Annotated in this window: 20 protein-coding genes; 13 read left to right on the forward strand and 7 right to left on the reverse strand. The window is 60.8% G+C overall.

Annotated elements, in window-relative coordinates; all coding sequences use genetic code 11:
• Positions 1-76 precede the first annotated feature (76 nt).
• The 12 genes from ASD04_RS00440 (at position 77) to ASD04_RS00495 (ending at position 12,588) form a co-directional block, all read left to right on the forward strand.
• Entirely contained in the window at positions 77-643 is a 567-nt protein-coding gene (locus ASD04_RS00440) for a transglutaminase-like cysteine peptidase (protein WP_056250995.1), read from the forward strand.
• Between the two features lie 318 nt (positions 644-961).
• Positions 962-1,354, forward strand: coding sequence for a hypothetical protein (locus ASD04_RS00445; RefSeq protein ID WP_056250998.1), 393 nt, complete (start codon positions 962-964; stop codon positions 1,352-1,354).
• Positions 1,355-1,768: 414 nt separating this feature from the next.
• Entirely contained in the window at positions 1,769-2,512 is a 744-nt protein-coding gene (locus ASD04_RS00450; RefSeq protein ID WP_082530886.1) for a sugar transferase, read from the forward strand.
• Positions 2,513-2,815: 303 nt separating this feature from the next.
• Positions 2,816-3,877, forward strand: coding sequence for a GDP-mannose 4,6-dehydratase (gene gmd, locus ASD04_RS00455; RefSeq protein ID WP_056251006.1), 1,062 nt, complete (start codon positions 2,816-2,818; stop codon positions 3,875-3,877).
• Positions 3,877-4,818, forward strand: coding sequence for a GDP-L-fucose synthase (locus tag ASD04_RS00460; RefSeq protein WP_056251009.1), 942 nt, complete (start codon positions 3,877-3,879; stop codon positions 4,816-4,818). The genes gmd and ASD04_RS00460 overlap by 1 nt, the downstream gene beginning before the upstream one ends.
• Positions 4,815-5,777: an NAD-dependent epimerase/dehydratase family protein gene (locus tag ASD04_RS00465; RefSeq protein ID WP_056251012.1), complete on the forward strand. Its 963-nt coding sequence runs from the start codon at positions 4,815-4,817 to the stop codon at positions 5,775-5,777. Before ASD04_RS00460 ends, ASD04_RS00465 begins: the two co-directional genes overlap by 4 nt.
• Positions 5,774-7,039 (forward strand): glycosyltransferase family 4 protein, encoded by a 1,266-nt coding sequence (locus tag ASD04_RS00470; RefSeq protein WP_056251014.1) that lies wholly within the window; start codon positions 5,774-5,776, stop codon positions 7,037-7,039. Before ASD04_RS00465 ends, ASD04_RS00470 begins: the two co-directional genes overlap by 4 nt.
• 4 nt (positions 7,040-7,043) lie before the next feature.
• Complete coding sequence (locus ASD04_RS00475; RefSeq protein ID WP_056251017.1) at positions 7,044-8,294, forward strand: oligosaccharide flippase family protein; 1,251 nt, start codon at positions 7,044-7,046, stop codon at positions 8,292-8,294.
• The gene (locus ASD04_RS00480; RefSeq protein ID WP_056251021.1) at positions 8,291-9,586 is read left to right on the forward strand and encodes an O-antigen polymerase; all 1,296 of its coding nucleotides are present in this window, start codon (positions 8,291-8,293) and stop codon (positions 9,584-9,586) included. Before ASD04_RS00475 ends, ASD04_RS00480 begins: the two co-directional genes overlap by 4 nt.
• 8 nt (positions 9,587-9,594) lie before the next feature.
• A complete protein-coding gene (locus tag ASD04_RS00485; protein WP_056251024.1) occupies positions 9,595-10,851 on the forward strand; it encodes a polysaccharide pyruvyl transferase family protein in 1,257 nt (418 codons plus the stop codon).
• On the forward strand, positions 10,848-12,002 hold the full coding sequence (locus ASD04_RS00490) for a glycosyltransferase (protein ID WP_156461081.1): 1,155 nt from the start codon (positions 10,848-10,850) through the stop codon (positions 12,000-12,002). The genes ASD04_RS00485 and ASD04_RS00490 overlap by 4 nt, the downstream gene beginning before the upstream one ends.
• A 1-nt stretch (position 12,003) precedes the next feature.
• Positions 12,004-12,588, forward strand: coding sequence for a putative colanic acid biosynthesis acetyltransferase (locus tag ASD04_RS00495; protein WP_082530889.1), 585 nt, complete (start codon positions 12,004-12,006; stop codon positions 12,586-12,588).
• Here the strand turns inward: ASD04_RS00495 and ASD04_RS00500 are convergent.
• From ASD04_RS00500 to ASD04_RS00510, 3 genes are all read right to left on the reverse strand, one after another.
• Positions 12,585-13,352 carry a hypothetical protein gene (locus ASD04_RS00500; RefSeq protein ID WP_056251029.1) on the reverse strand — a complete coding sequence of 256 codons (768 nt, stop codon included), beginning with the start codon at positions 13,350-13,352 and terminating at the stop codon, positions 12,585-12,587. The two genes, ASD04_RS00495 and ASD04_RS00500, sit on opposite strands and share 4 nt — an antisense overlap.
• Positions 13,352-13,612 carry a hypothetical protein gene (locus tag ASD04_RS00505; protein WP_056251032.1) on the reverse strand — a complete coding sequence of 87 codons (261 nt, stop codon included), beginning with the start codon at positions 13,610-13,612 and terminating at the stop codon, positions 13,352-13,354. The genes ASD04_RS00500 and ASD04_RS00505 overlap by 1 nt, the downstream gene beginning before the upstream one ends.
• A gap of 63 nt (positions 13,613-13,675) precedes the next feature.
• The gene (locus tag ASD04_RS00510; RefSeq protein ID WP_056251035.1) at positions 13,676-14,485 is read right to left on the reverse strand and encodes a hypothetical protein; all 810 of its coding nucleotides are present in this window, start codon (positions 14,483-14,485) and stop codon (positions 13,676-13,678) included.
• 164 nt (positions 14,486-14,649) lie between these two features.
• On the opposite strand from ASD04_RS00510, the gene ASD04_RS00515 reads away from it, so the two are divergent.
• Positions 14,650-15,036, forward strand: a complete 387-nt coding sequence (locus ASD04_RS00515; protein ID WP_156461082.1) for a hypothetical protein — start codon at positions 14,650-14,652, stop codon at positions 15,034-15,036.
• Between the two features lie 7 nt (positions 15,037-15,043).
• Here ASD04_RS00515 and ASD04_RS00520 read toward each other — a convergent pair whose 3' ends face one another.
• The 4 genes from ASD04_RS00520 to ASD04_RS00535 all read right to left on the reverse strand — a co-directional run bounded on the left by ASD04_RS00520 (position 15,044) and on the right by ASD04_RS00535 (position 20,134).
• Positions 15,044-17,176, reverse strand: a complete 2,133-nt coding sequence (locus ASD04_RS00520; protein ID WP_056251040.1) for a Wzz/FepE/Etk N-terminal domain-containing protein — start codon at positions 17,174-17,176, stop codon at positions 15,044-15,046.
• An 80-nt stretch (positions 17,177-17,256) separates the two neighbouring features.
• The gene (locus ASD04_RS00525; RefSeq protein WP_156461083.1) at positions 17,257-18,021 is read right to left on the reverse strand and encodes a metallophosphoesterase family protein; all 765 of its coding nucleotides are present in this window, start codon (positions 18,019-18,021) and stop codon (positions 17,257-17,259) included.
• Positions 18,021-19,442 (reverse strand): O-antigen ligase family protein, encoded by a 1,422-nt coding sequence (locus ASD04_RS00530; protein WP_056251044.1) that lies wholly within the window; start codon positions 19,440-19,442, stop codon positions 18,021-18,023. Before ASD04_RS00530 ends, ASD04_RS00525 begins: the two co-directional genes overlap by 1 nt.
• Positions 19,439-20,134, reverse strand: a complete 696-nt coding sequence (locus tag ASD04_RS00535) for a hypothetical protein (protein WP_056251047.1) — start codon at positions 20,132-20,134, stop codon at positions 19,439-19,441. Before ASD04_RS00535 ends, ASD04_RS00530 begins: the two co-directional genes overlap by 4 nt.
• Positions 20,135-20,339 lie beyond the last annotated feature (205 nt).

Consider the following 20,339-nt stretch of genomic DNA (forward strand, 5'->3'; position numbering starts at 1 on the left):
TGTATCGAATTTTCGAATTCGACAGCAATTTGGCGCGCGCATCCTGCTGACATCAACTCATCAGGGATGGCCTAAAATGAACATCAAACTCACGGCAGTCGTGACTGGCATTACAATGGCAGTCAGCCTGTTTTCCATCGCCGACGCCGCCGCCTACACCGCCAACAGCAAGATCTCCAGCTTCGACCTGGTCACCCAGACCGCCGCCATCACGCCGCTGTCGCTGCAGTTCTTCTGCGCGCAGAACAAGAGTGAATGCGCCGGCGGCGGCCGCGGCCAGGTCACCATGTCGCCCAACCTCATGGCGGTGCTGAAGCAGATCAACGGCCATGTGAACCGCACCATCACCCCGGAACGCGACACTGCCGATATCTGGGAACTGAACCCGACCAGCGGCGATTGCGAGGATTATGTGCTGTCCAAGCGCAGCGCGCTGATCCGCCAGGGCGTATCGGCCGGCGCCCTGCGCATCGCCTATACCCATACCCGCCGAGGCGAACCCCATGCCGTATTGGTGGTGCGGACCAGCCAGGGCGACTATGTGCTCGACAACCTGACGAACTCGATCAAGACATTGCGCGCCTCGGGCTACAATATTCGCACGATGTCCTCGCCGAACCCGACCCGCTGGACTGCCGGCTAATCATCCCTTCCTCGAGATCGCCCCCGGATTACTTCCGGGGGCGATCTTATTTCGGCCCCAATGGCTTGCAAGAAACGCATGACAGCTAACCTTTCCATGCGCGGCAAGCATGCCCCGAAGCTCTTTTCCGGATGTGTTTTCCCAAGAAAATTGTTTAGCGTCAAATGGTTGGGTTAACGACCGGTCGCAGAGCCGCTATTTACCTTGATGGTGTTCTGCTGTTGCCGGGCCGGTAAACGAAGCATAAACAGTCGTTGACTACTGGCATAGCGACAAGCTAAAAATGGCTTTGCGGCCAGGGATTTGAGGAAGATTAACATGCGTAAGCTGATCATGACTTTCGCGACAGCTGGTGTGCTTAGCATGACAGCCTTGTCGGCTACGAACGCGGCCCCCGTGCCGGGTTTTGAAGCTCTCTACCAAGCTGCCTTTGCGGCCTGCACGCCTACCGGCGGCGCGGCAGCCAATCCGGCTGCTTGCGAAGCTGCCATCAATGCCTACTCAGCAGCGCTCATCGCCGCTGGCGTGACTCCTACGGTAGCCTTGGCCTCCTTCACCGAACTGCGCGCAGAAGTCACTGCCGCCGGCGGTGGTGATGCCATTGAGGCGCTGTTCGAAGAACTGCTGCCCGAATCCGGTTCGGTTACGCCGCCTCCGGGCGACACGCCTCCGGCCAATGACGGCAGCGGCACTCCTGCCAGCCCGACCTGATTAGAATACTCTTTTCAAAGAAGGCGCGATGCAAGTCGCGCCTTTTTTATTTGTGCGGGTTCCGGCCGTTCCAGTTTGTTTCCCGGCCGCCGCCGGGTGTCTGCCATGAGACAGGTGCATAGCTCCGGGTTGGCAATATTTTTTTGAGAAATTGCGACCTTTCGCTCTGAGTGCCACCGTTTTGTCGTGATTCTAGAAGTATTTTCTGAGTGCCGTTAATGATGGTCTTGGCGCCATTAATGATGACAAGTGAAGTCGCTGGGGCGGGGCTTGGAAAAAGTTTAAAGTTTGGTAACCTACTTTTGCGGCGTTTGAACTTTAGACAGTAAGTGGCTGTCACAAATTGTGAGTATAGCAGTGAACAGTTTTGCGCGCTCCGAAAGTCAAACTCCCTCCGCTGCACTCGGTGAAGCCGTGATCACTAATGGCACATCGCTCGGCGAGCTTGATTTCAACTGGGCGTCGCAGCGCCCATTGCGGTCTACTCAGAGTGGCCTGACTTTGTCCTGGTCGCGCGGCGCGCCGGAAGCGGCGCGGGTTTCGCCGATGCGCAATGCGCAATTGGCGGGCAAGCGCCTGTTCGATATCGTTGGCGCCTCGCTGGCGCTGCTTGTGCTGCTGCCGCTCTTCATCGTCGTCAGCATTGCCATCAAGGCGACCAGCCGCGGCCCGGTGTTTTTCCGCCAGTTGCGGGAAGGCCGGGACGGCGTGTTGTTCACGACGCTGAAATTCCGCTCGATGAAACTTGAAGACTGCGACGATACGGGCGTCATGCAGACGCAGAAGGATGATCCGCGGATCAGCCCGATCGGCCGGTTCCTGCGGCGGACCAGTATCGACGAGCTGCCGCAATTGCTCAATGTCATCGTGGGCGACATGTCGCTGGTCGGACCGCGCCCGCATGTGCGCGGCATGGAAGCCGGCGGCCGGCCCTATCGCGAACTGGTGCCATATTACGACGCCAGGCTGGCCATGCGTCCCGGCATTACCGGCTGGGCCCAGGCGAACGGGCTGCGCGGCTCGACCGCCGATGCGCGGCTCGCCATCAGCCGCATCGATCACGACATCGCCTATATCCAGAATTTTTCGCTTTGGCTCGACGTGAGGACCCTGATCGACACGGTTCGCCACGAGTTCATCGGCGGGTCGGGCGAGTAGGTCGATCGGGCACCTGAAACTATCTCAATATTCCCAGTGACACTGGGCCAGGCGGAGGGGCGATCGCCCCCTCGCACCGTGGCCAGTATAGTGTTGAGGAAATATCGACATTTGTTTCGATAGGGTGCGCGCCTGGAAGTCCATCAGGAATAGTCCTGGGCGTGTGGATGAAGACCAAAGGGGGCCGGACACTAAATAGGAACTTTGCCTCGATAGTGTCAGGAAAACGTCATGGGATGCCTGCTGAATGGCATCCGACATTAGCGGCGTGGCTGCGAAGCAGCACGGGTATTGGAGTAGTTTATGCGTAAAGTTGCGTTGGTAACGGGTATTACCGGGCAGGACGGGGCCTATCTCGCCCAGCTTCTGCTTGACGAAGGATATGTGGTGCACGGGGTCAAGCGCCGGTCGTCGTCGTTCAATACCGGGCGCATAGAGCATATCTACCAGGATCCGCATGATCCCGACCCGCGGCTCATCCTGCATTACGGAGATCTGACGGACGCGACCAATCTCATTCGCATCGTGCAGGAATGCCAGCCGGACGAAATCTACAATCTGGCGGCGCAAAGTCACGTGCAGGTTTCGTTCGAAACGCCGGAATATACTGCCAATTCCGACGGTATCGGTACGCTGCGCCTGCTGGAGGCCATCCGAATACTGGGCCTGCAGAACAAGACCCGCTTCTACCAGGCCTCCACCTCCGAGCTTTATGGCCTGGTGCAGGCCGTGCCGCAGAGCGAAACCACGCCGTTCTATCCGCGCTCGCCCTATGCGGCGGCCAAGCTCTACGCCTACTGGATCGTGGTGAACTACCGCGAAGCCTATGGAATGCATGCCAGCAACGGCATTCTGTTCAACCATGAAAGCCCGCTTCGCGGCGAAACCTTCGTGACGCGCAAGATCACCAGGGCGGTCGCGGCCATCAAGCTGAATCGGCAGGAGCGCCTCTATCTGGGCAATCTGGATGCGCAGCGGGACTGGGGCCATGCGCGCGAATATGTTCGCGGCATGTGGCTGATGCTGCAGCAGGACAAGCCGGACGATTATGTGCTGGCGACCGGCGTCACGACACGGGTGCGCGATTTCGTCGGCTGGGCATTCGAGGATGTCGGAATCGATATCGAATGGCGCGGCGAAGGCGTGGACGAAAAAGGCTATGACCGCGCCAGCGGCAGGTGCCTTGTCGAGGTCGATGCCCGCTATTTCCGCCCCACCGAAGTCGAGCTCCTGCTGGGCGATCCGAGCAAGGCGCGCCAGAAACTGGGATGGGAGCACAAGACTTCCGTCCGCGAGCTGGCGGCCGAAATGGTGCGGGAAGACCTCAAGGTCATGCAGACCTCGCCGGTCATGAAGGAAGCCTGATGTATCGGCTCGAAGGGCGAAAGGTCTGGGTGGCCGGGCACCGGGGCATGGTCGGCAGCGCGGTGGCGCGGCGACTGGCTTCGGAAGGCTGTGAGATCGTGTCGGCGGATCGCCGCATAGTCGACCTCAAGCGCCAGGCCGATGTCGAGGCCTTTGTCGGCGACAAGGGGATTGATGCCGTCGTCGTGGCGGCAGCCAAGGTTGGCGGAATCCTCGCCAACGAGACCCAGCCGGCGGAATTCCTCTACGACAACCTGATGATCGAAGCCAATATCATCGAAGCGAGCCATCGGGCCGGCATTGATCGGCTGCTGTTTCTCGGATCGTCGTGCATCTACCCCAAATTCGCGCCGCAACCCCTGACCGAGGATGCCCTGCTGACGGGGCCGCTGGAACCCACCAACGAGTGGTATGCGGTGGCAAAGATTGCCGGCATCAAGCTGTGCCAGGCCTATCGCGCCCAATATGGGCGTGACTATATTTCGGCAATGCCGACCAATCTCTATGGTCCGGGCGACAATTTCGACCTGCAATCCAGCCATGTCATGCCGGCGCTTATCCGCAAGGCGCATGAGGCCAAGCAGACCGGCGCCAGCGCGATCACGGTGTGGGGTACCGGCACGCCGCGGCGGGAATTCCTGCATGCGGACGATTGCGCTGATGCCCTGGTCTTCCTGTTGCAGCAGTATTCGGGGGCCGAACACGTCAATGTGGGATTTGGCGACGACATCAGCATCCTGGACCTTACCAGGCTAGTCTGCGAGGCCGTCGGTTTCGAAGGTGAGATCGTGCATGATCTCAGCAAGAAGGACGGGACGCCGCGCAAGCTGATGAGCAATGTCCGGCTGCGCGAGATGGGGTGGGAGCCCCGGATTTCCCTTCGGGACGGAATTGTGGAGACCTATAACTGGTTTCTCGCCAACCAGGGGGCCGGGCAATGAGCCATACCGCGGTTATTTTTGGGGGGTCCGGCTTCTTCGGCACCCATCTCGCGCGGCAACTGGCCGAAGACCCGGCGGTGGAACGCATCGTGCTGGCCGATCTGCGGGAGCCGCGATTTGCCCATGCCAAGGTCGATTTTGTGCATTGCGACGTGCGCGAACCGATCGACATCGCGGTCAGCGGCGAGGTGGTCATCTACAATTTTGCCGCGGTCCACACGACGCCAGGCCATGAAGACTGGGAATATTACTGGACCAATGTGCGTGGCGCGATCGAGGTCTGCCGTTTTGCCGACCGTGTTGGGACCAAGCGACTGTTCTTCACCTCGACTATGGGCATCTATGGGCCGCAGGAAGTGCGTGTCGACGAGGATACGCCACCGCTGGCGGTGACGGCCTATGGCAAATCCAAGCTGCTGGCCGAGAAGATTCACGAGGACTGGCAGGGACGCGACCCGCAGCGGCGGCTAGTGGTGATGCGTCCCGCGGTGACCTTCGGGGAAGGCGAGCGCGGAAATTTCCAGCGTCTGGCCGGCCTGCTGCGCAAGGGGCGCTTCGTCTATCCGGTTCGCAAGGACACCATCAAGGCATGCGCGCCTGTCGAGGAAATGCCGCGATGCCTGGCCTATATGGCCAGCTTCGACGAACCGGTTATCCGGTTCATCTTCGCCTATCCGGAACGGACGACGACCGAGGATATCAACAAGGCGTTTCACGCCGCCGCAGGCTATGCTTTGCCCGGCGTCGTGGTTCCTGGATGGCTCATCTATACGGCAGCGTTCGGCTTCGAGATTTTGGGCAAGCTGGGACTGCGCACGTCGATCAACCGGGCTCGCGTCCGCAAGCTGGTTCAGTCCACCAATATCTACCCCAAGGAGCTGGTCGAGCGCGGATGGCGCTTCGAGTTGCCGCTGACCGAGGCGCTGCGGCGCTGGAACGAAACGAACGGTTTCCGATGACACAGACTTTCGACGCCACTTTCAAGATCGTCTTCCACGACTATGGCGGGCATGCCTTTACTGCCCATATCGCACGGGAAATGGCGCGACGCGGCGTGCGGACGCATTACATGTCGTTCGGCAGCTTCGCCACGCCCAAGGGCAAGGTGGACGGAAGAGGCGGCGATCCCAAACAGTTCAGCGCCGAACAGCTGAGCATTTCGGCCCCTTTCGACAAGGAAAACCTGATCCGCCGGCGGCGGCAGCAGATCGAATATGCCCGCATTGCGGCGGCCAAGGTGCTCGAGCAAAAGCCGGATATCGTGTTCTCATCGAATTCGCCGCTCGAAGTGCAACAGCACCTGATGCGGGCCTGCCGCGCCATAGGCGCCAAGTTCGTGTTCTGGGTGCAGGACATCCATAGCGAGGCTATCGGCCAGATCATCGGGCGCAAGAATGCACTGCTGGGCCGGCTGGCCGGCTCCTATTACCGGATGCTCGAGCGCCGTCTGCTGCAGCAGAGCGACGCCGTGATCGTCATCTCCGACGCGTTCAGGGATATGCTGGGCGGCTGGGGGCTGGACGCCGCAAGCATGACGGTGGTCGAGAACTGGGCGCCGCTGGAAGACATACCGGTATTGCCACGCGATAATGACTGGGCCTTGCGCCACATGCGGCCGGATCGCACGCGCATCGTTTATTCGGGCACCATGGCCCGCAAGCACAATCCGGACATGCTGCTGCATCTGGCGCGGAACCTAGACGTGGACGTCCATCTGTTCTCCGAGGGTGCCAATGCCGACTATGTGCGGCGGAGTGCGGCTGAGCAGGGGCTCGACAATGTTTTCGTCCAGGGCTGGGTGCCGGTGGATGACCTGCCCAGCATGCTGGCGGGTGCCGATATCCTCTATGCCGTGATCGAGCGCGAGGCCGGGGTATTCTCGGTGCCGTCCAAGGTGCTGTCCTATCTGGCGGCGGGGCGGCCGATCCTGGCATCCATTCCGGCGGAGAACCTGTCCAGCCGCAAGATTGCCGGAGCTGAGGCGGGCCTGGTGTCCTCGCCCGACGATGTCGAGGCGCTGCTGGCCGATGCCCGTACGCTGCTGGCCGATGGACAGTTGCGCCAGCGCATGGGGGCCAATGGCCGGCGCTACGCGGAAGCCGAATTCGACATAACGGCCATCGGCGACCGGTTCGTCACCATCATCGAAGAGGCCGGCGCGCGGCCATTGTCGCAACAAGCCCGTCAGCCGTCGGCGCTCAGCACCCATTCAGCCGTATAGCAGGATGCAACTGTCGCAGAAGATCAATAATCTTGCTTTGCTGGTCGGCGGATATCTAGCTGGTCAAGGTGGTCTGTTTCTCAGCCAAAGCTGGCTTCTGGCCAATGAGCAAGTCAGCTTGCTGGCGGCTTTCGGTCTCTGCTTTTCTGTTGCCGGCCTGTTTGCCATATTGGTCGACTTCGGTTTTATAACGGTGCTGGCACGACACGTCGCGGTGAGTGGTGAAACCCCGCACTCGATCTACTGGGTGGCGGTTGCCACGCGGATGCTGCCAGTTCTGGCTACGGTCTTTGCCGCCGTAGCCTGGATTTGTTGGCCGGGCAGTTCGCCGTTCTCACGTTCGTATGCCCTATTTGCTCTTCCCGGTGTCGTAGCCTGGTCGTTCAACCTGACTGGTATTCTGGACGGGCTCCGGTTGAGCGGCGTCAACGGAATCGCCGCGGCGATGCCGTTTCTGCTGTCAGCGGCTGCCTTGATTGTCGCCGGTGATGTGGACCCCACGATAGCGGGGGCCCTACTTGGCGCTGCTCTTTCACTGGGATACTTTGGGGGGCTCGTGCTTCAGGTGTGCGTGTTGCTGCGCCGCCATAAGCGCTACCTGGTCTTTTCGTCGCCCACTTTCCGCGAAATAGCGGACCTCGCACCATCAGCGGTCAAGGCTCTCCTGACAACGCTGCCGGGCCAAGTGTATTTCCGGGCGCAGTTGGCCATTTGTGCCTGGCTTTTAGGCGACAACGCGGTGGCATTGCTAATCTACTGCAAGCAGATCGTCACCGCGTTTTTGCTTATGGCCTCGTTCCTGCGACGCGTGGAGTTTCCAGATCTTGCTCAAGCGCTGGCAGGTGCAACCGCCGCGCCTCTGCGCGTCGTTTACCGGATGCAGCTTGGCGGCACGCTCTTTGGCTTATTTGGTTTTGTCGGTGTGCTGATGGCCAGTCTGGTCGCAAATCAGGTGCTCTCAGGGCCTTTGACAGAGGCTGCGCGATATTTGTCCTTGTTCAGCATTCTCATATTTTCGGGCGCAGTCTCAAGCGCCACGGTGCAAGGCTTGCTGGCGACCGCGCGCTTCGGTGCCGCCGCGTTGGCCAGCGCCATCGCCAGCGTCGCTGGAGTAGGACTAAGTCTTGCTACCGTCGCGTGGCTTGGAATTGTGGGTTTTGTGCTGGCGGACCTGGTTGGCAATGTGGCGAGTGGTATTGTCTCATCCATCATGATAGCTCGCTCTTCGACCACAGGCCGGGAGTCCAAAGAGTGATTGCGGCGATTGGATATATTAGCCTGGCGCTGGCTATTGCATTCTGGATGCGGCGGCCATCGCTGGATGCCACGTCAGTTTTCCTGACCTACATGACTGCGTCGATCGGTGTGACGCATGCGGCGGCCAACTATTTTGGCGCGGCTTCAAGTAGTCTGGTGATGGACATTACCTCCGATCTGGCGGATGTTCTTTTCGCCGTAATGTGCGTGGCGATATTCATTATTGTAATTATTGCCAACGTTTCCTCACGCGCGGGTGGAAAAATTAAGGAATCCTCTCCTCCGAGGAATGCGCGCGCTGCCCGATCTCTTGCCGTAGCTTCTATCATCCTGTCTGTATTGTTTGTTCTGATAATGTCGCGAATATATGGCGGCGTTAGTGAATTTGTTTTCAGGATGTTCGCCCGGGTTCAACTCTTTAATTCCGTGGCCAATTTTACCCTGCTGCTAAATTGGGGTTCAATCGTACTTTCGGCGTTTGCTTTTAATTTTCTTCCGCGTGTTCGACCCAACGCGACTACAGCGCTGGTTTTTATTTCGGTGTTTCTTTCGGCGCTCGTGGCGCTTTCCAGCGGCGGCCGCTCTGTGCTGTTATTGTACATTGTTTCGATCGCTTTTAGATACATTATCAGGCTGTCATCTACCAAGTTTATATTGTTCGGCTTCCTGATGGTAGTTGCGACTTTGTTTGTTTCGTCGCTTCTCATTACAGCAAGATATGAGGCTCAAGATGCGGCAATTTTACAAGATTCGGAGGAAGACTCCGTTTTTGTTCGGGGTGTCACCGGACTGGCGTATCTTGATCATATGGTCTTGGCGCACGAGTATGCGAATGCCCACGGGCATGATCTCGGGCAGCTCTACTTCAATGTCCTGACCTTCCCAATTCCACGGGATCTGTGGCCCGGCAAGCCGCTGCTCATAAGTAGTCTCGTTCGGCAGTATCGCTATGGAGACGTAACGGGGGGCACGCCGCCTGGGCTTTTCGGTGAGGCGTACATTGCGTTCGGCTATTGGGGGATCGCGCTGGTGGTCCCGCTACTGGGTTTTGTCTTGGGGAAGGTCGATCGATTGGTTCGCTTGGCGCGAAGCACCGACAGCCCCTATCAGACTGCCCTGGCAGGGATAGTGGTTCCGCTAGTAGGCTTTGCCCTTATCCGAGGAGGGGTAGACGTGGGCGCCACCAGAGTTGGCGCGCCTCTGGCATGGTGTTTCGTGGCCTGGCTGCTGATTTCCAGAAGCAGGGCGCCAAAACTGGCGCGCCATTCGCATGGCGAGACCGCTCGCTAGGAGAAACAATGAAATTTCTGATTGTAAACGCATTTGGGCGCTCCAACAGGGGAGACTCCGTCCTGTTGGACGAATGCATTCGTGACATTCGTCAATTTGACAGCGCGGCTGTCATCGCTGTCGCGGTCTATGAAGGTGCGGCCGAGGCGCGCAATCTATACCCGGAGATCAAATGGTCTGGGCGGATCGGCAATGCGCCAGGCAAGCCAAGGACGCTGTGGTACCTGATCCTGAGTTGGCTATTCTGCATCACTCGGTGGCCGGTATTCAGCCGCCTGCTGCCGGTGGACCAACAAGAAACGCTCGCCGAACTGCTGGCGGCAGACGTTGTCATAAGTGCGCCGGGCGGCTACCTGCACGACAGCAATTTTGCCTATATCGTCGCTCTTCATCATATCCATCTCGGTGATCTTCTGGGGAAGCCGGTGGTTCTGGCGCCCCAAAGCTATGGACCTGTGAACGGATTTTTGGCCCGCGCCTGGACGAGGCATATACTACAAAAGGCCGTTAAAATCTGCGCGAGAGAGCAGTATAGTTTTGACTTTCTAAGTAGCACGTTGCGTCTCGATAGTGACATCATCGCGCGTACGGGAGACAGTGCGTTTTGGAACATGGAGGCCACGACCAAGAAAGATGAGGTCGATGCACAGTTCCTCCGGCTGGGCATATCGACTGCCGCACCGATCCTTGGCCTTACGGTCGTCAACTGGCACTTTCCAGGACTTAGCCCTGCCGAACGCCTAAAATCCAGCTACGTGAAGGCATTGACCGAGATCGTGGAAGCGGTCTCGGGGCAGTTTGGCCTGCAGCCGGTCATCTTCAACCAAGTTAGCGAGGATTTGCCGTTGGCGCTGGAAGTTCAGCGTTTGGCAAAAGTACATATCGCCGTGGATCAAATGGAACATGAGCCTGGTGTTCTTAGGGGGATGATTGGCAGATCAACGGTATTCCTTGGTACGAGATTTCATTCGTGCATATTTGCAATTATGGCGGGGAGGCCGGTTTTCTCTATTGCGTACCTCCCGAAGACAAGCTCGATTATGGCAGACCTCGGACTCGCTGACAGATACTGTCATATTGAGGCGGTGGAGGTTGAAAGGATAGTCGAGCAAATTTCGTTTGACGTTTCAAATTTGGTGGAGAGCCAGGATAGAATTTCTGATGCCGTGGTCCAATATCGGAAGAAATTCGGAAATTTTTCTGACGTATTGTCAACTATTCCGGACCTCAATCAACTGCGATCGGGCGCGGTGACGCCGTGTTGAACGATCCATTGCCCAAGGAGTTGACGATTGTCACCCCTTGGATTTCTCGCGACGGTGGCGGGGTTTCAGAGTCGGTTCGCCTGTTGGCAACAGCCATGGCGGGCCCAGGCTACTATCGCATTACAATCGTGACGACGCGTGATGCTCATTTTGAGGAGGATCGCAAAGCGCTTCCCGATGGCATAAGGGTGCATGCCTTTCCGTATTTCGGGCCGGCCAACTACCGCTTTTCTCCTGGCATGCTTTGGCACATGCTGTTTTCCAAAGCGAAAATCGTCCATGTTCACGGCCTTTGGATGTTCCATTGCTTGGCGGTGTTGGCATGGTCGTTTAGAGGAAAACCGTATGTCGTCTCTCCTCACGGAATGCTCGAAGAATGGATTTTGCGCAGGTCGCCACGTCTAAAAGCGATCGTTTCGAGTCTTTACCAAGGCCTTTTCCTGCGTCGGGCGGCTGGGTTCCACGCCCTGACGAATAAGGAAGTCCACGACATCAAACTTCAGATACCGGACGCGCGGTGCGAGATCATCCCGAACTATGCAAGTGTTCCGAAAAGCGATGGGAGAAAGCCTCGCTGGTGGCGCCCCACAATGGATGGTCGAAAAATCTACCTCTTTCTGGGCCGAATTCACGAGAAAAAGGGCTGGCGGGAACTTCTGGAAGCGTGGGAGGCGCTGTCTGCCGCCGACGAGAATTTTTCAAGATATTCGTGCCTGATTTACGCCGGATGGCTAGACGGCTCCTATGACCTGGAGGATCTCGTGGGTAAGGCGTTCCTCAAGAGCCAAAATGTATATTATGTCGGGCCGCAGTTTGGCTTGGCCAAATACATGACTATTCACGCCGCCGATTTCGTTTTGCTTCCCTCCAAAAGTGAGGGGTTGCCGATGGTGATCCTTGAGGCTTGGGCCGCGTCCAAACCCGTCATTATGACGCCAGAGTGCAACTTACCCGTAGGTTTTGCGGCAGGAGCCGCTATTCAAACGGGAGACAGCGTTGACGAAATTATGGCGGCTCTCCTGACGGCAGATGGCCTGTCGCCGGACGATTTAAAAACCATGGGCGAGGCCGCTCGCGCGGTTGTGGGGGAATACTTTTCGGAGGAGGCGGTGGCCCAAAAAATGACGAAACTGTACAAGAGTGTCACTTAATATGGCTCCGGTACTCCCTCGCGACGATGGCATCCTGGACTCGCGTGTCCACAACACATTTGCAGGTGCGCCGAGCTTCACCCTGCGTCACCGCGTGGTGAGAGCCTTATTTGGCGTAGTCTGGTTTATTTTGGCTCGGTGGACGCCGCCGCCAATGCATAGGTGGCGCGTATTTCTGCTCAATCTCTTTGGTGCTCGCGTCAGTCCGACAGCGCGGGTATATGGCAGCGCAAGAATTTGGTACCCAAAAAACCTTTCAATGGCGGCACAGAGCGTCTTAGGACCCGGCGTCATCTGCTATTGCATGGCAAAGATTTCCATAGGGGAGCGGGCAATCGTTTCGCAGCGGGCGCATCTTTGTGCTGGTTCTCACCACGTTGACGATGAGCACTTTCAACTGTTCGCGGAACCAATCTCCATCGGGAGCAATGCATGGGTTGCCGCCGAGGCGTTCGTCGGACCGGGTGTTACCATCGGGCAGGGGGCTGTGCTTGGCGCGCGCGGCGTTGCAGCCAAGAACCTTTCCGATTGGACCATATATGTTGGCAATCCGGCCCGGCCGCTCCGCGAGCGCAAGAGGTTTTAGATAGCCGCGAGCAGTAGGCGATAAAGGTCGGAATTTTGGGTCGCGCTGAGTGCTCTACCCAGATGCCCGTAGGCATACTGCCTGGTTCCATAGCTGGACCCGTTCGCGGCCAACAGCCAGAATGTCTGTGAGGACATGCCAATCGCGGGGTGTGTGACAGTTACGCGGGAAATTCCGTCCTTATCTATGCGGTACCCCTGACTGTCCCCGCGTGAAAGGACCGTGTGGCCAACGGAGGTCGAGACCGCCGGCGCGGCTAGCGGGACGGAATTGTCATTCATCCGTCCCGAAATGGCGCCGCCGCTGTTGCGGGCGAAGATGCGGGCATTGAAATTGCCGATGTCGTTCCTGTCTTCGGCGGTGTCGGTGAGGCACCAGACGCCCAGATGGGCGTCGTTGAGCGAGAACTTGCCGCCGGCTGTGACCGGATTGAAGCCGGTATCGAGATAGGCGTTGATGCCGTTGCCGGTATAGCCGCGATCCACTTCGAAGGCGGGATTGTTGACCGGCGCCAGGTTATAGGCGTCGGCCACCCAGTTGAGGCATGCCGCCTGGGCGGTGTGGGCGGCCAGCATGTAGAAGGCGTCGAGCCGCGACCACACGCCGGCATGTTTGAGGCCGGCGATCAGCGTGTTGATCAGGCCCTTGCGACGGGCGTCGGGCGGGGTGGTCATGCGGGCGAAAAGGGCCAGCGCTTCCGGCTCGTAAGCCGGGCGGGAGCCCAGGGTGATGTCGAGGCCGAGGCCCGATCCGGTCATCGGCATCAGCTCAGCCCCACCAGGTTGGTGGCGGTGCTGGCGGTGCCAATGCGGATGGCGCGGATCGGCAGGACGCTGCCGGCCGGGACGGCGGTGAAAGTCACGTCGGCGCCGCTCAGCAATCGTGCCGTCACGTCGCCGGCGCCGCCCACATAGATCGCCCGCGTCACTTCCACCAGATCGCTTGCGTCGCTCGGCACGATGGCGAAGCCATGGGTGGCCGGTCCCTGGATGCTGGTTGCGTGGCCTTCGTATCTGTCAGTCATTGGTGTCCCCTTTGTTCACGCATCAGCGTAGCATCGGGGGAACGAGGGGGGATAAGTGGCCGGTCAGCGCGCGGTGACGGTGAGGTCGGTTACCGTATAGGCGTCGCCGTCGATGGCGACATGCCAATGGACGGTGTAGTCGGCGCCCGCCTCGAGGCCGTCCACGATGGTATAGAGCCAGCGCTGGTTGTCCCTGCCGCGGAGGGGATAAAGGCGGACCGGGCCAGCGGTTGCCGGCGTGGTGAAATCGAGACTGTAGGTGCCATCGGCGGCGGGCTCGTAGTTGGCCGGGCCCAGCAGCCACTGCAAGGCGACCGGATCGTAGATGCCGGTGCGGCGCAGGTCGACCGGGCTGGTGGCAATGGCGGGCGAACCGGCGAGGTCCATGCCGTGCCATGTCCATATCGAACGGTCGGCTTCGACGGCGACGGGGCCGAAGGCGAAGCCGGGATCGCTGCCGTCGTCCTGCTCGACGGGCGGTTCGGGCTGCGAGGCAGGGGGCGGCGGCGTGGGCACGGCGACTGCTGGCATGCTCGCATAGAGGGCATCGGCAAGGGCTGCGACACCGGTGGGCGTCAACGGCCCGAGCGCGCAGACCCTGGCAATGCCGGCTTCGGCGCAGAAGGCGTTCAGCTCGCGAATGGTGCCGATGGTGAATTGGCCATTGGGTGGGGTGGAGCGGAAGCCGCGCTCGCGCAGCTCGCTTTGGAGCACGTGAACGAAGCTGTTGGGGTCATCCGCGAAGATTTCGGCCAGCAGGGTGGCGCGTTCCTCCGGCTCCGCGGCAGCCAGGACATCCTCGGCAGGCGATTGCGCCAGTGCCGGACTTGCACAGCAAACAATACCGGCAAGGGTAAGTAACAATGCGCGCATGGTTGCCTTCCTCCTGGAGCCTTACGGGGAGAAGGTCGGACTAAACGTGAAAACAGTCAACGGGGCGCCCTGTCTCTGGACGTATCGGCACGCGATTGCCGGTTGCTCGCCGGGGTCGCATGGCCGATATTTGGCGGGAATCAGCCGATGGAGCCGTCATGGTCTTGGGAATCAGGTTTCGGACGCGCGCGCAGCAGCGGGACCAGCAGGGTGACCGGGCGCGCATGCAAAGCGTCCGCGATGCGGTCATGGCGGCGCGGAGCTCCGCGGAACGGGAGCGCGAGGGGCTGCGCCTGCGCATTGCCGAATGGTATGACCGGGCCGTGGCCATCATGGACACATCGGGGGAATACGGCGCGCGTTCCCCCGAGGATGAGAGCGAGATCAGCGCCGCATCCAAGGAAGCAGCGTCAGCGGAGCTGCGCGTGCGCGAAATCGCCCGCTCCATCGCGGTGTTCGACGGCATCCTCATCCAGCTCGATGAAGCCGAGCACGCCAGCGGGCAACAGGCAGATGCCACCGCTTCGCCGGGGCCGGACGGCGAGGCCTAGTTCGGCTTTAGTTGTCATAGGCGGCGTAGTAGCCACCATATTTGCGCTCGTAGCCGCTGCGCGAAATGTCGAGCTGGTTGAGCACGACCACCGTCTTGGCGTCCTTGCGCTTAGCCTCGTCGAGATTGGCGAGGGCGCGGCGCGCATCGGTCTGCGCGGTGGTGGCCCAGCGCAGCACGAACACGATCGCATCGGCGAAACGCGCGATATAGCGCCCATCGACCACCGGGGCGAGCGGCGGGCTATCGAGCACGATGACGGCGAAGGAATTGCGGGCCGCCGCGATCAGCCGGCCAAATGCCGGGCCCGCCAGCAACTGGTCGGTGGGCAAATCGCTACGACGGGAGCCGATGATGAGCGTCATCTCGGTCAGGTTGTCCTTGCTGACGATGTTCTGCACACCGACATCGCGCATGGCCTCGTCGGTAAGGAAATCGAGCAGGCCCTGGGAGGGATCGAGATTGAGATGGCGGTGGATGCTCGGCTTACGCAGGTCGCAGTCGATCAGCAAGGTGCTGTAGCCGGCGAGCGAATAGGACCGCGCCAGCGCCAGGGCCGTGGTGGTCTTGCCCTCGTTGGGCGCGGTGGAGGTCACCAGGATGACGCGGCTGCCGAGGCTTTCCTCGTCGGGCGAGCGCAAATCCTGGTCCAGCACGGCGCGGATACGCCGGATCGACTCGGCAAAGAGCGACAGCGGCGAGGTCACCATCAAATTGGCGAGGCTTTCGCGTTCCGATTTGGCCCGTTCGCGCGGGACCGACGCCGCCACCTGCTGACGCAGAACCGATTCCACCTGTTCTTCGGTGGTGAAGCCACCGATCAGGTTTTCGCGGAGGAAGGCCAGCCCGGCGCCGAGGCCCAGGCCGGCCAGGGCAGCCAGAATGATGATGAGCGGCTTGTTGGGGAAGGACGGGCGCTCGGGCGGCAGGGCCGGGGAGACGATGCGGCTGTCGGCAAGCTGCAGGTCGGCCTGGGCCTCGAGGTCCTGGGAGCGCGCCAGCAGCGTCTGGTACTGGGTGCGGGCCAGTTCCGCGCCCTGCTGCAATTCATAGAGGCGGGTGAGGACATCGGCCGACAGCGAGCTGCCCAGCACTTCCTGGCGCAGGCGCTGGCGCAGCGTGTCTTCCTGGGTCTGGTTCTGGGTGACCGAGGCGCGCAGGTCGCTGACCTCGCTGCTGGCCGTCTCGCGCAGCCGGTTCTCGATGGCCGCCAGCTCGTCGCGCAGGTTCACCGCCGTTGGCGTGTCGGCGCCGGCCTGGCTCAACTGGTCGGCCAGATCCTGGCGTTGCTGGGCCAGCTCGTCGAGTGCGGAGGATTGAAGGGTAGAGACGATGGAACTCCAATCCTCGTTCGCCAGATAGGTCGTTACCGCCTCCGCCGAGCGCTGCGACTGATCGCGTGCCGCCTGAAGCTGGGCCATCTGCTGCTGCATCTGCGCCAGGTCGGTGCGGCCGCTGTCCTCGATGATGCGCTGCATGTTGTCGGAGACGAAGGTATCGAACTGGCCTTCCGAACTGACGATCGCTTCGCGGGCCTGGCCGATCCGCGCCTGCAGGACGTTATAGGAGGCCAGGACGCTATCCACCTTGGAGGCCAACTGGTCGGCGATATAGGATTCGGCAATGGCATTGGTGATCCTGGCGGCCTTTTCGGCCTGCTCGGATCGCACCTGCACGGAGATTAGATAGGTCAGCCCGCGGCGCTGCACGCTGACGGCGGAGCGAAGTTCGGACAGCGCCTGGTTCACCGCCTGCTCGCCCGTAGGCAGCGCGGGGGTGCTCAGGCGCAGGAAGGTCAGGATACGCGGCCAGAGGCCGATCGACACGCCGAATTCCGGATCGGTGACCAGGTTCTCGTCGCGAATGGCGCGCAGCAGCACATTGTCCGAGCGGGCAAGCTCGACTTCGCTGTCGATGCGGGCACTGTCGGCGGCGGAACTGTTCATCTGCGCTTCGGGAGCGAGCAGGTTCTTGTTGCTTGGATCGACCAGAATCAGCGCCGAGGAGGTGAAGGTCGGCGTCAGCGTGAAGGCGACCAGCGTGGCGAGCGCGACGACCGCGACCACGGTCACAGCGATCAGCCGGAACTGGCGTCGCAGCAGCCCGAAGATGGCCCGGAGATTAAGTTCGTTCTCGTCCATGTGGCGAATCCTAGGCTAGACGTGCAGGTAACAGGCCGGCTGTGGCGGCCGGCAGGGTGAGGACGCCGTCGGACGGCGCGTCAATTGGTGAGAAGCCGGACGGGCTCTTCCGCTCGAAGCCGGGCGGCCGTCAGCCTGCCGGTGGCAAAGGCGCCCGTATCGACGCAGATGCGTCCAGGCAGACAGACTGCCTCCGCTGCGGGCGTGTGGCCATGGACAACCATGCGATCCTGGATCGGTGGCGCGTTGAAGAATTCGTCTCGTATCCAGAGCAGGTCATCCTCACTTTGGCGTTCAACCGAATCTATGCCGGGCCGCAGGCCCGCATGAACAAACACCACACCAGGCAATGACAGTGTTAGCGGCAAATCCCGCAAAAAAGCAACGTGCTCCTGCGGGATGTGGCTATCGATGATTGCTTTGAGTTCCTTGCGTCCGGCGCGCGTAACTGCCGACATGGAAATGCCATAGGACGAAAGTGTCTCCATGCCCCCGAACTTCAGCCAGTCATCATTGGGACCGGGCGTTTCGAGAAAGCGCAACATCATGGTTTCGTGGTTGCCGGCAAGGCAAATGCGCCGGAATCCGGGGGGCGGAGCAGCGCTGAGGTGGTCGAGCACACCGGCGGAGTGGTTGCCGCGGTCGACATAGTCCCCCAGCATGACGATCCACTTCTCTCCGGCGATGCCGGCGGCGTCGGCGGCGATATTGCGTTCCAGGCTGCGCAATTCGTCAAGGCAGCCATGCACGTCACCGATCGCGTAGACCACATCGGGCCAATCGGCGGCGCTGAGATGGGTGCGGGCGCTTCTGGGGGCAGGGCGCCGGAAAGGATTGAACAGCATCAGACGGTGCCGGCCTCCCTCGGACCTTTCGGCCGGACCGTTGCCGCGCCGGCGGCCAGCAGCGCCACGAAGGTAAAGGCGACAGCTTCGATCTCGAGACTGAAGTCGAGGAGGGAGTGAACGCCGCAGACGGTGATGGCCGCCAGAGCGACGGTCTGGCCGGACCAGGAGCCGCGTCCGGCGCGGAGCGACGCCAGCATGCGCCAGGCCAGCAGCGCCACGGCCAGAAGCGGGAGCGAGCCGACGATCAGGCCCAGTTCCGCCCAGAGCGAAAGGTAGGTGCTGTGGGCTTTCTGCCAGACGAGATCAAAGCTGACCGGAGCCTGGTGGACCAGCGGGAAGGCCTGCTCGAAGGCCCCCCCACCGAAGCCGGTCAGCGGCCGCAGGCTGATCAGGTCGATGACCTGGGCATAGAGGGCGCCGCGAACCTCGACGTCGGAGTCGACCGAGCCGAGGCGATCGAGCAAACGGCTGCCATAGGCAACGAATCCGGCAGCCAGCAACAGCACGATGGCAGGCACGGCGTAGAGCACGGCCTTGATCCGCCGCATGCCCCAGGCCGTGAGCAGGACGACCACCGCGGATCCCGCCACCGTGGCCGCCAGACCCATGCGGGATCCCGTGGTCATCAACGTGGCAACGAGGATGATATAGGCGATGAGATAGAGCACGATCCAGGAGCCGTTGCCCTGAATGCGGCCATCATCCTCGTGGCGCTCGGCCTGCCGCACCAGGATGCGGCCGATCTGCGTCAGGGCGATGACGGCGCCCAGGCCCAGATAGGTGGCAAAGCTGTTGCGGTTGACGAATGTGCCCGTCGCCACATGCTGGTAGCCCCATTTGGGCATGCCCAGAATGGTGTCGCCGGTCGTCAGGTTGTAGAGGCCATAGGCTGCATAGACCAGGGCGATGATCAGCAGGCCCTTGACCAGCAGGGAGCGGCGCTGGTCATTGACGCTGACCTGCATCACCAGAAAGAACAGCAGGCCAAAGGTCAACTGGCGGATCAGCATCAGGATGGTGGCGGTGGGCGCCAGGCTGATGGTCCTCGAGGGCACCGTCACGCCATTGATCGTGATCTCGCCCAGGCCAAGGAACTGCGCGATGGGGAGCGTCTGCGCGAAGAGATAGGCGCAGACGACCACAAACAGGACCATCGGCAGCCCCAAGGCCGACAAGCGCACGCGGAACTGTTCGCGCTTGCGGCGCAGGATCAGCGTATAGGCGACGCCGCCCAGGCCGATCGCCACGGCCCACAGTCCCCAGAAGAACGGCCTGTTGCTGCCAAGGGGGAGCGGCGCCACTGCCAGGATGGTCAACAGGTACCAGAACATGGCGGTATTGACGCCGGCCTGGCCAGTGCCCACGGTCGACCCCTGGGTATCGCTGGTAGTGGCCCTGGAAATCTCGATCTGGGTCATGAGGCGGATAGACCTTGTCTGAGAGTGATCCGGCGATTGAGCGAATTGATGAACCTTCGCTGCCGGTCGGCGGGCATCTGTTCCAGGATCGCCGTCACGCGTTCGCGGAAGCTCTCCTGGTCGAGATAGCGCTGGGCGATCGAGAAGATGCCGCGATCGCTCAGCACCAGCATGGCGAGGTCGGCATCATTGCCGCTACGCGTGGCCGGCTCCAGCTTGTCGTAATGGGTTTCGGCCAGATCGACGCGGTGTTCGGCGATCCACTGTTCGCTGGGCGCCACGGCCTGAGCGGTACGCAGGAAGGTGTTGAAATCTTGCCAATTCTGCTCGGCCGCGGCGACGGCGGCGCCGGTAACCCAGGCAAAGGCATCGGTGGGGCGCTCCGCCACGGCCGCGGCGGCGATATCGTGGCAATGTTGTTGCAGCGCCGCCTTGCCTTCAGGCGGCAGGGCGCGCATCTCGTAGGCATTGGGCTGCTGCATGGCACGGTGACAGTCGGCCAGGGTGCTCGATTGCGTGGATGGTGCAAGGCCGGGCGCATTGCTGGTTGCCGGAAGCGCCAGCAGGCGGCTGATGCTGGTCGTGCCCGACGTAAAATAGACCGAGGCTTCCTGGTAGGCAGCCCATCCGCCGAGCATGGCCAGACCCAGGCTGAGAATAAAAATCCCGGAACGGTTTATCTGGCTAGCCATGGTCCGGCTTTTTTCCTCGTGTGGCGCGATGATTGTGACTTAGTGCCATTAAAGTTTGCTTGCTTCGAGTCAGGGCGGGGCCCGGTGAGCACATTACTGCAAATATGACTAACCGAAGGCCGCAGCGAAGGATTTTGCCCCAATCGCTGTCGGAAAGGGTCCCGTCACTTCACAATGGGGTCAAAGATGGAAATGGTCGACTCGG

Source organism: Devosia sp. Root436 (assembly GCF_001426345.1).
GTDB lineage: Bacteria > Pseudomonadota > Alphaproteobacteria > Rhizobiales > Devosiaceae > Devosia.

Excerpts from the sequence above, each read along its gene's own strand:
- ASD04_RS00440 (WP_056250995.1), top strand. The coding sequence starts at position 77 with ATGAACATCAAACTCACGGCAGTCGTGACTGGCATTACAATGGCAGTC.
- ASD04_RS00445 (WP_056250998.1), top strand. The coding sequence starts at position 962 with ATGCGTAAGCTGATCATGACTTTCGCGACAGCTGGTGTGCTTAGCATG.
- gmd (WP_056251006.1), top strand. The coding sequence starts at position 2,816 with ATGCGTAAAGTTGCGTTGGTAACGGGTATTACCGGGCAGGACGGGGCC.
- ASD04_RS00460 (WP_056251009.1), top strand. The coding sequence starts at position 3,877 with ATGTATCGGCTCGAAGGGCGAAAGGTCTGGGTGGCCGGGCACCGGGGC.
- ASD04_RS00465 (WP_056251012.1), top strand. The coding sequence starts at position 4,815 with ATGAGCCATACCGCGGTTATTTTTGGGGGGTCCGGCTTCTTCGGCACC.
- ASD04_RS00470 (WP_056251014.1), top strand. The coding sequence starts at position 5,774 with ATGACACAGACTTTCGACGCCACTTTCAAGATCGTCTTCCACGACTAT.
- ASD04_RS00475 (WP_056251017.1), top strand. The coding sequence starts at position 7,044 with ATGCAACTGTCGCAGAAGATCAATAATCTTGCTTTGCTGGTCGGCGGA.
- ASD04_RS00485 (WP_056251024.1), top strand. The coding sequence starts at position 9,595 with ATGAAATTTCTGATTGTAAACGCATTTGGGCGCTCCAACAGGGGAGAC.
- ASD04_RS00495 (WP_082530889.1), top strand. The coding sequence starts at position 12,004 with ATGGCTCCGGTACTCCCTCGCGACGATGGCATCCTGGACTCGCGTGTC.
- ASD04_RS00500 (WP_056251029.1), bottom strand. The coding sequence starts at position 13,352 with ATGCCGATGACCGGATCGGGCCTCGGCCTCGACATCACCCTGGGCTCC.
- ASD04_RS00505 (WP_056251032.1), bottom strand. The coding sequence starts at position 13,612 with ATGACTGACAGATACGAAGGCCACGCAACCAGCATCCAGGGACCGGCC.
- ASD04_RS00510 (WP_056251035.1), bottom strand. The coding sequence starts at position 14,485 with ATGCGCGCATTGTTACTTACCCTTGCCGGTATTGTTTGCTGTGCAAGT.
- ASD04_RS00520 (WP_056251040.1), bottom strand. The coding sequence starts at position 17,176 with ATGGACGAGAACGAACTTAATCTCCGGGCCATCTTCGGGCTGCTGCGA.
- ASD04_RS00525 (WP_156461083.1), bottom strand. The coding sequence starts at position 18,021 with ATGCTGTTCAATCCTTTCCGGCGCCCTGCCCCCAGAAGCGCCCGCACC.
- ASD04_RS00530 (WP_056251044.1), bottom strand. The coding sequence starts at position 19,442 with ATGACCCAGATCGAGATTTCCAGGGCCACTACCAGCGATACCCAGGGG.
- ASD04_RS00535 (WP_056251047.1), bottom strand. The coding sequence starts at position 20,134 with ATGGCTAGCCAGATAAACCGTTCCGGGATTTTTATTCTCAGCCTGGGT.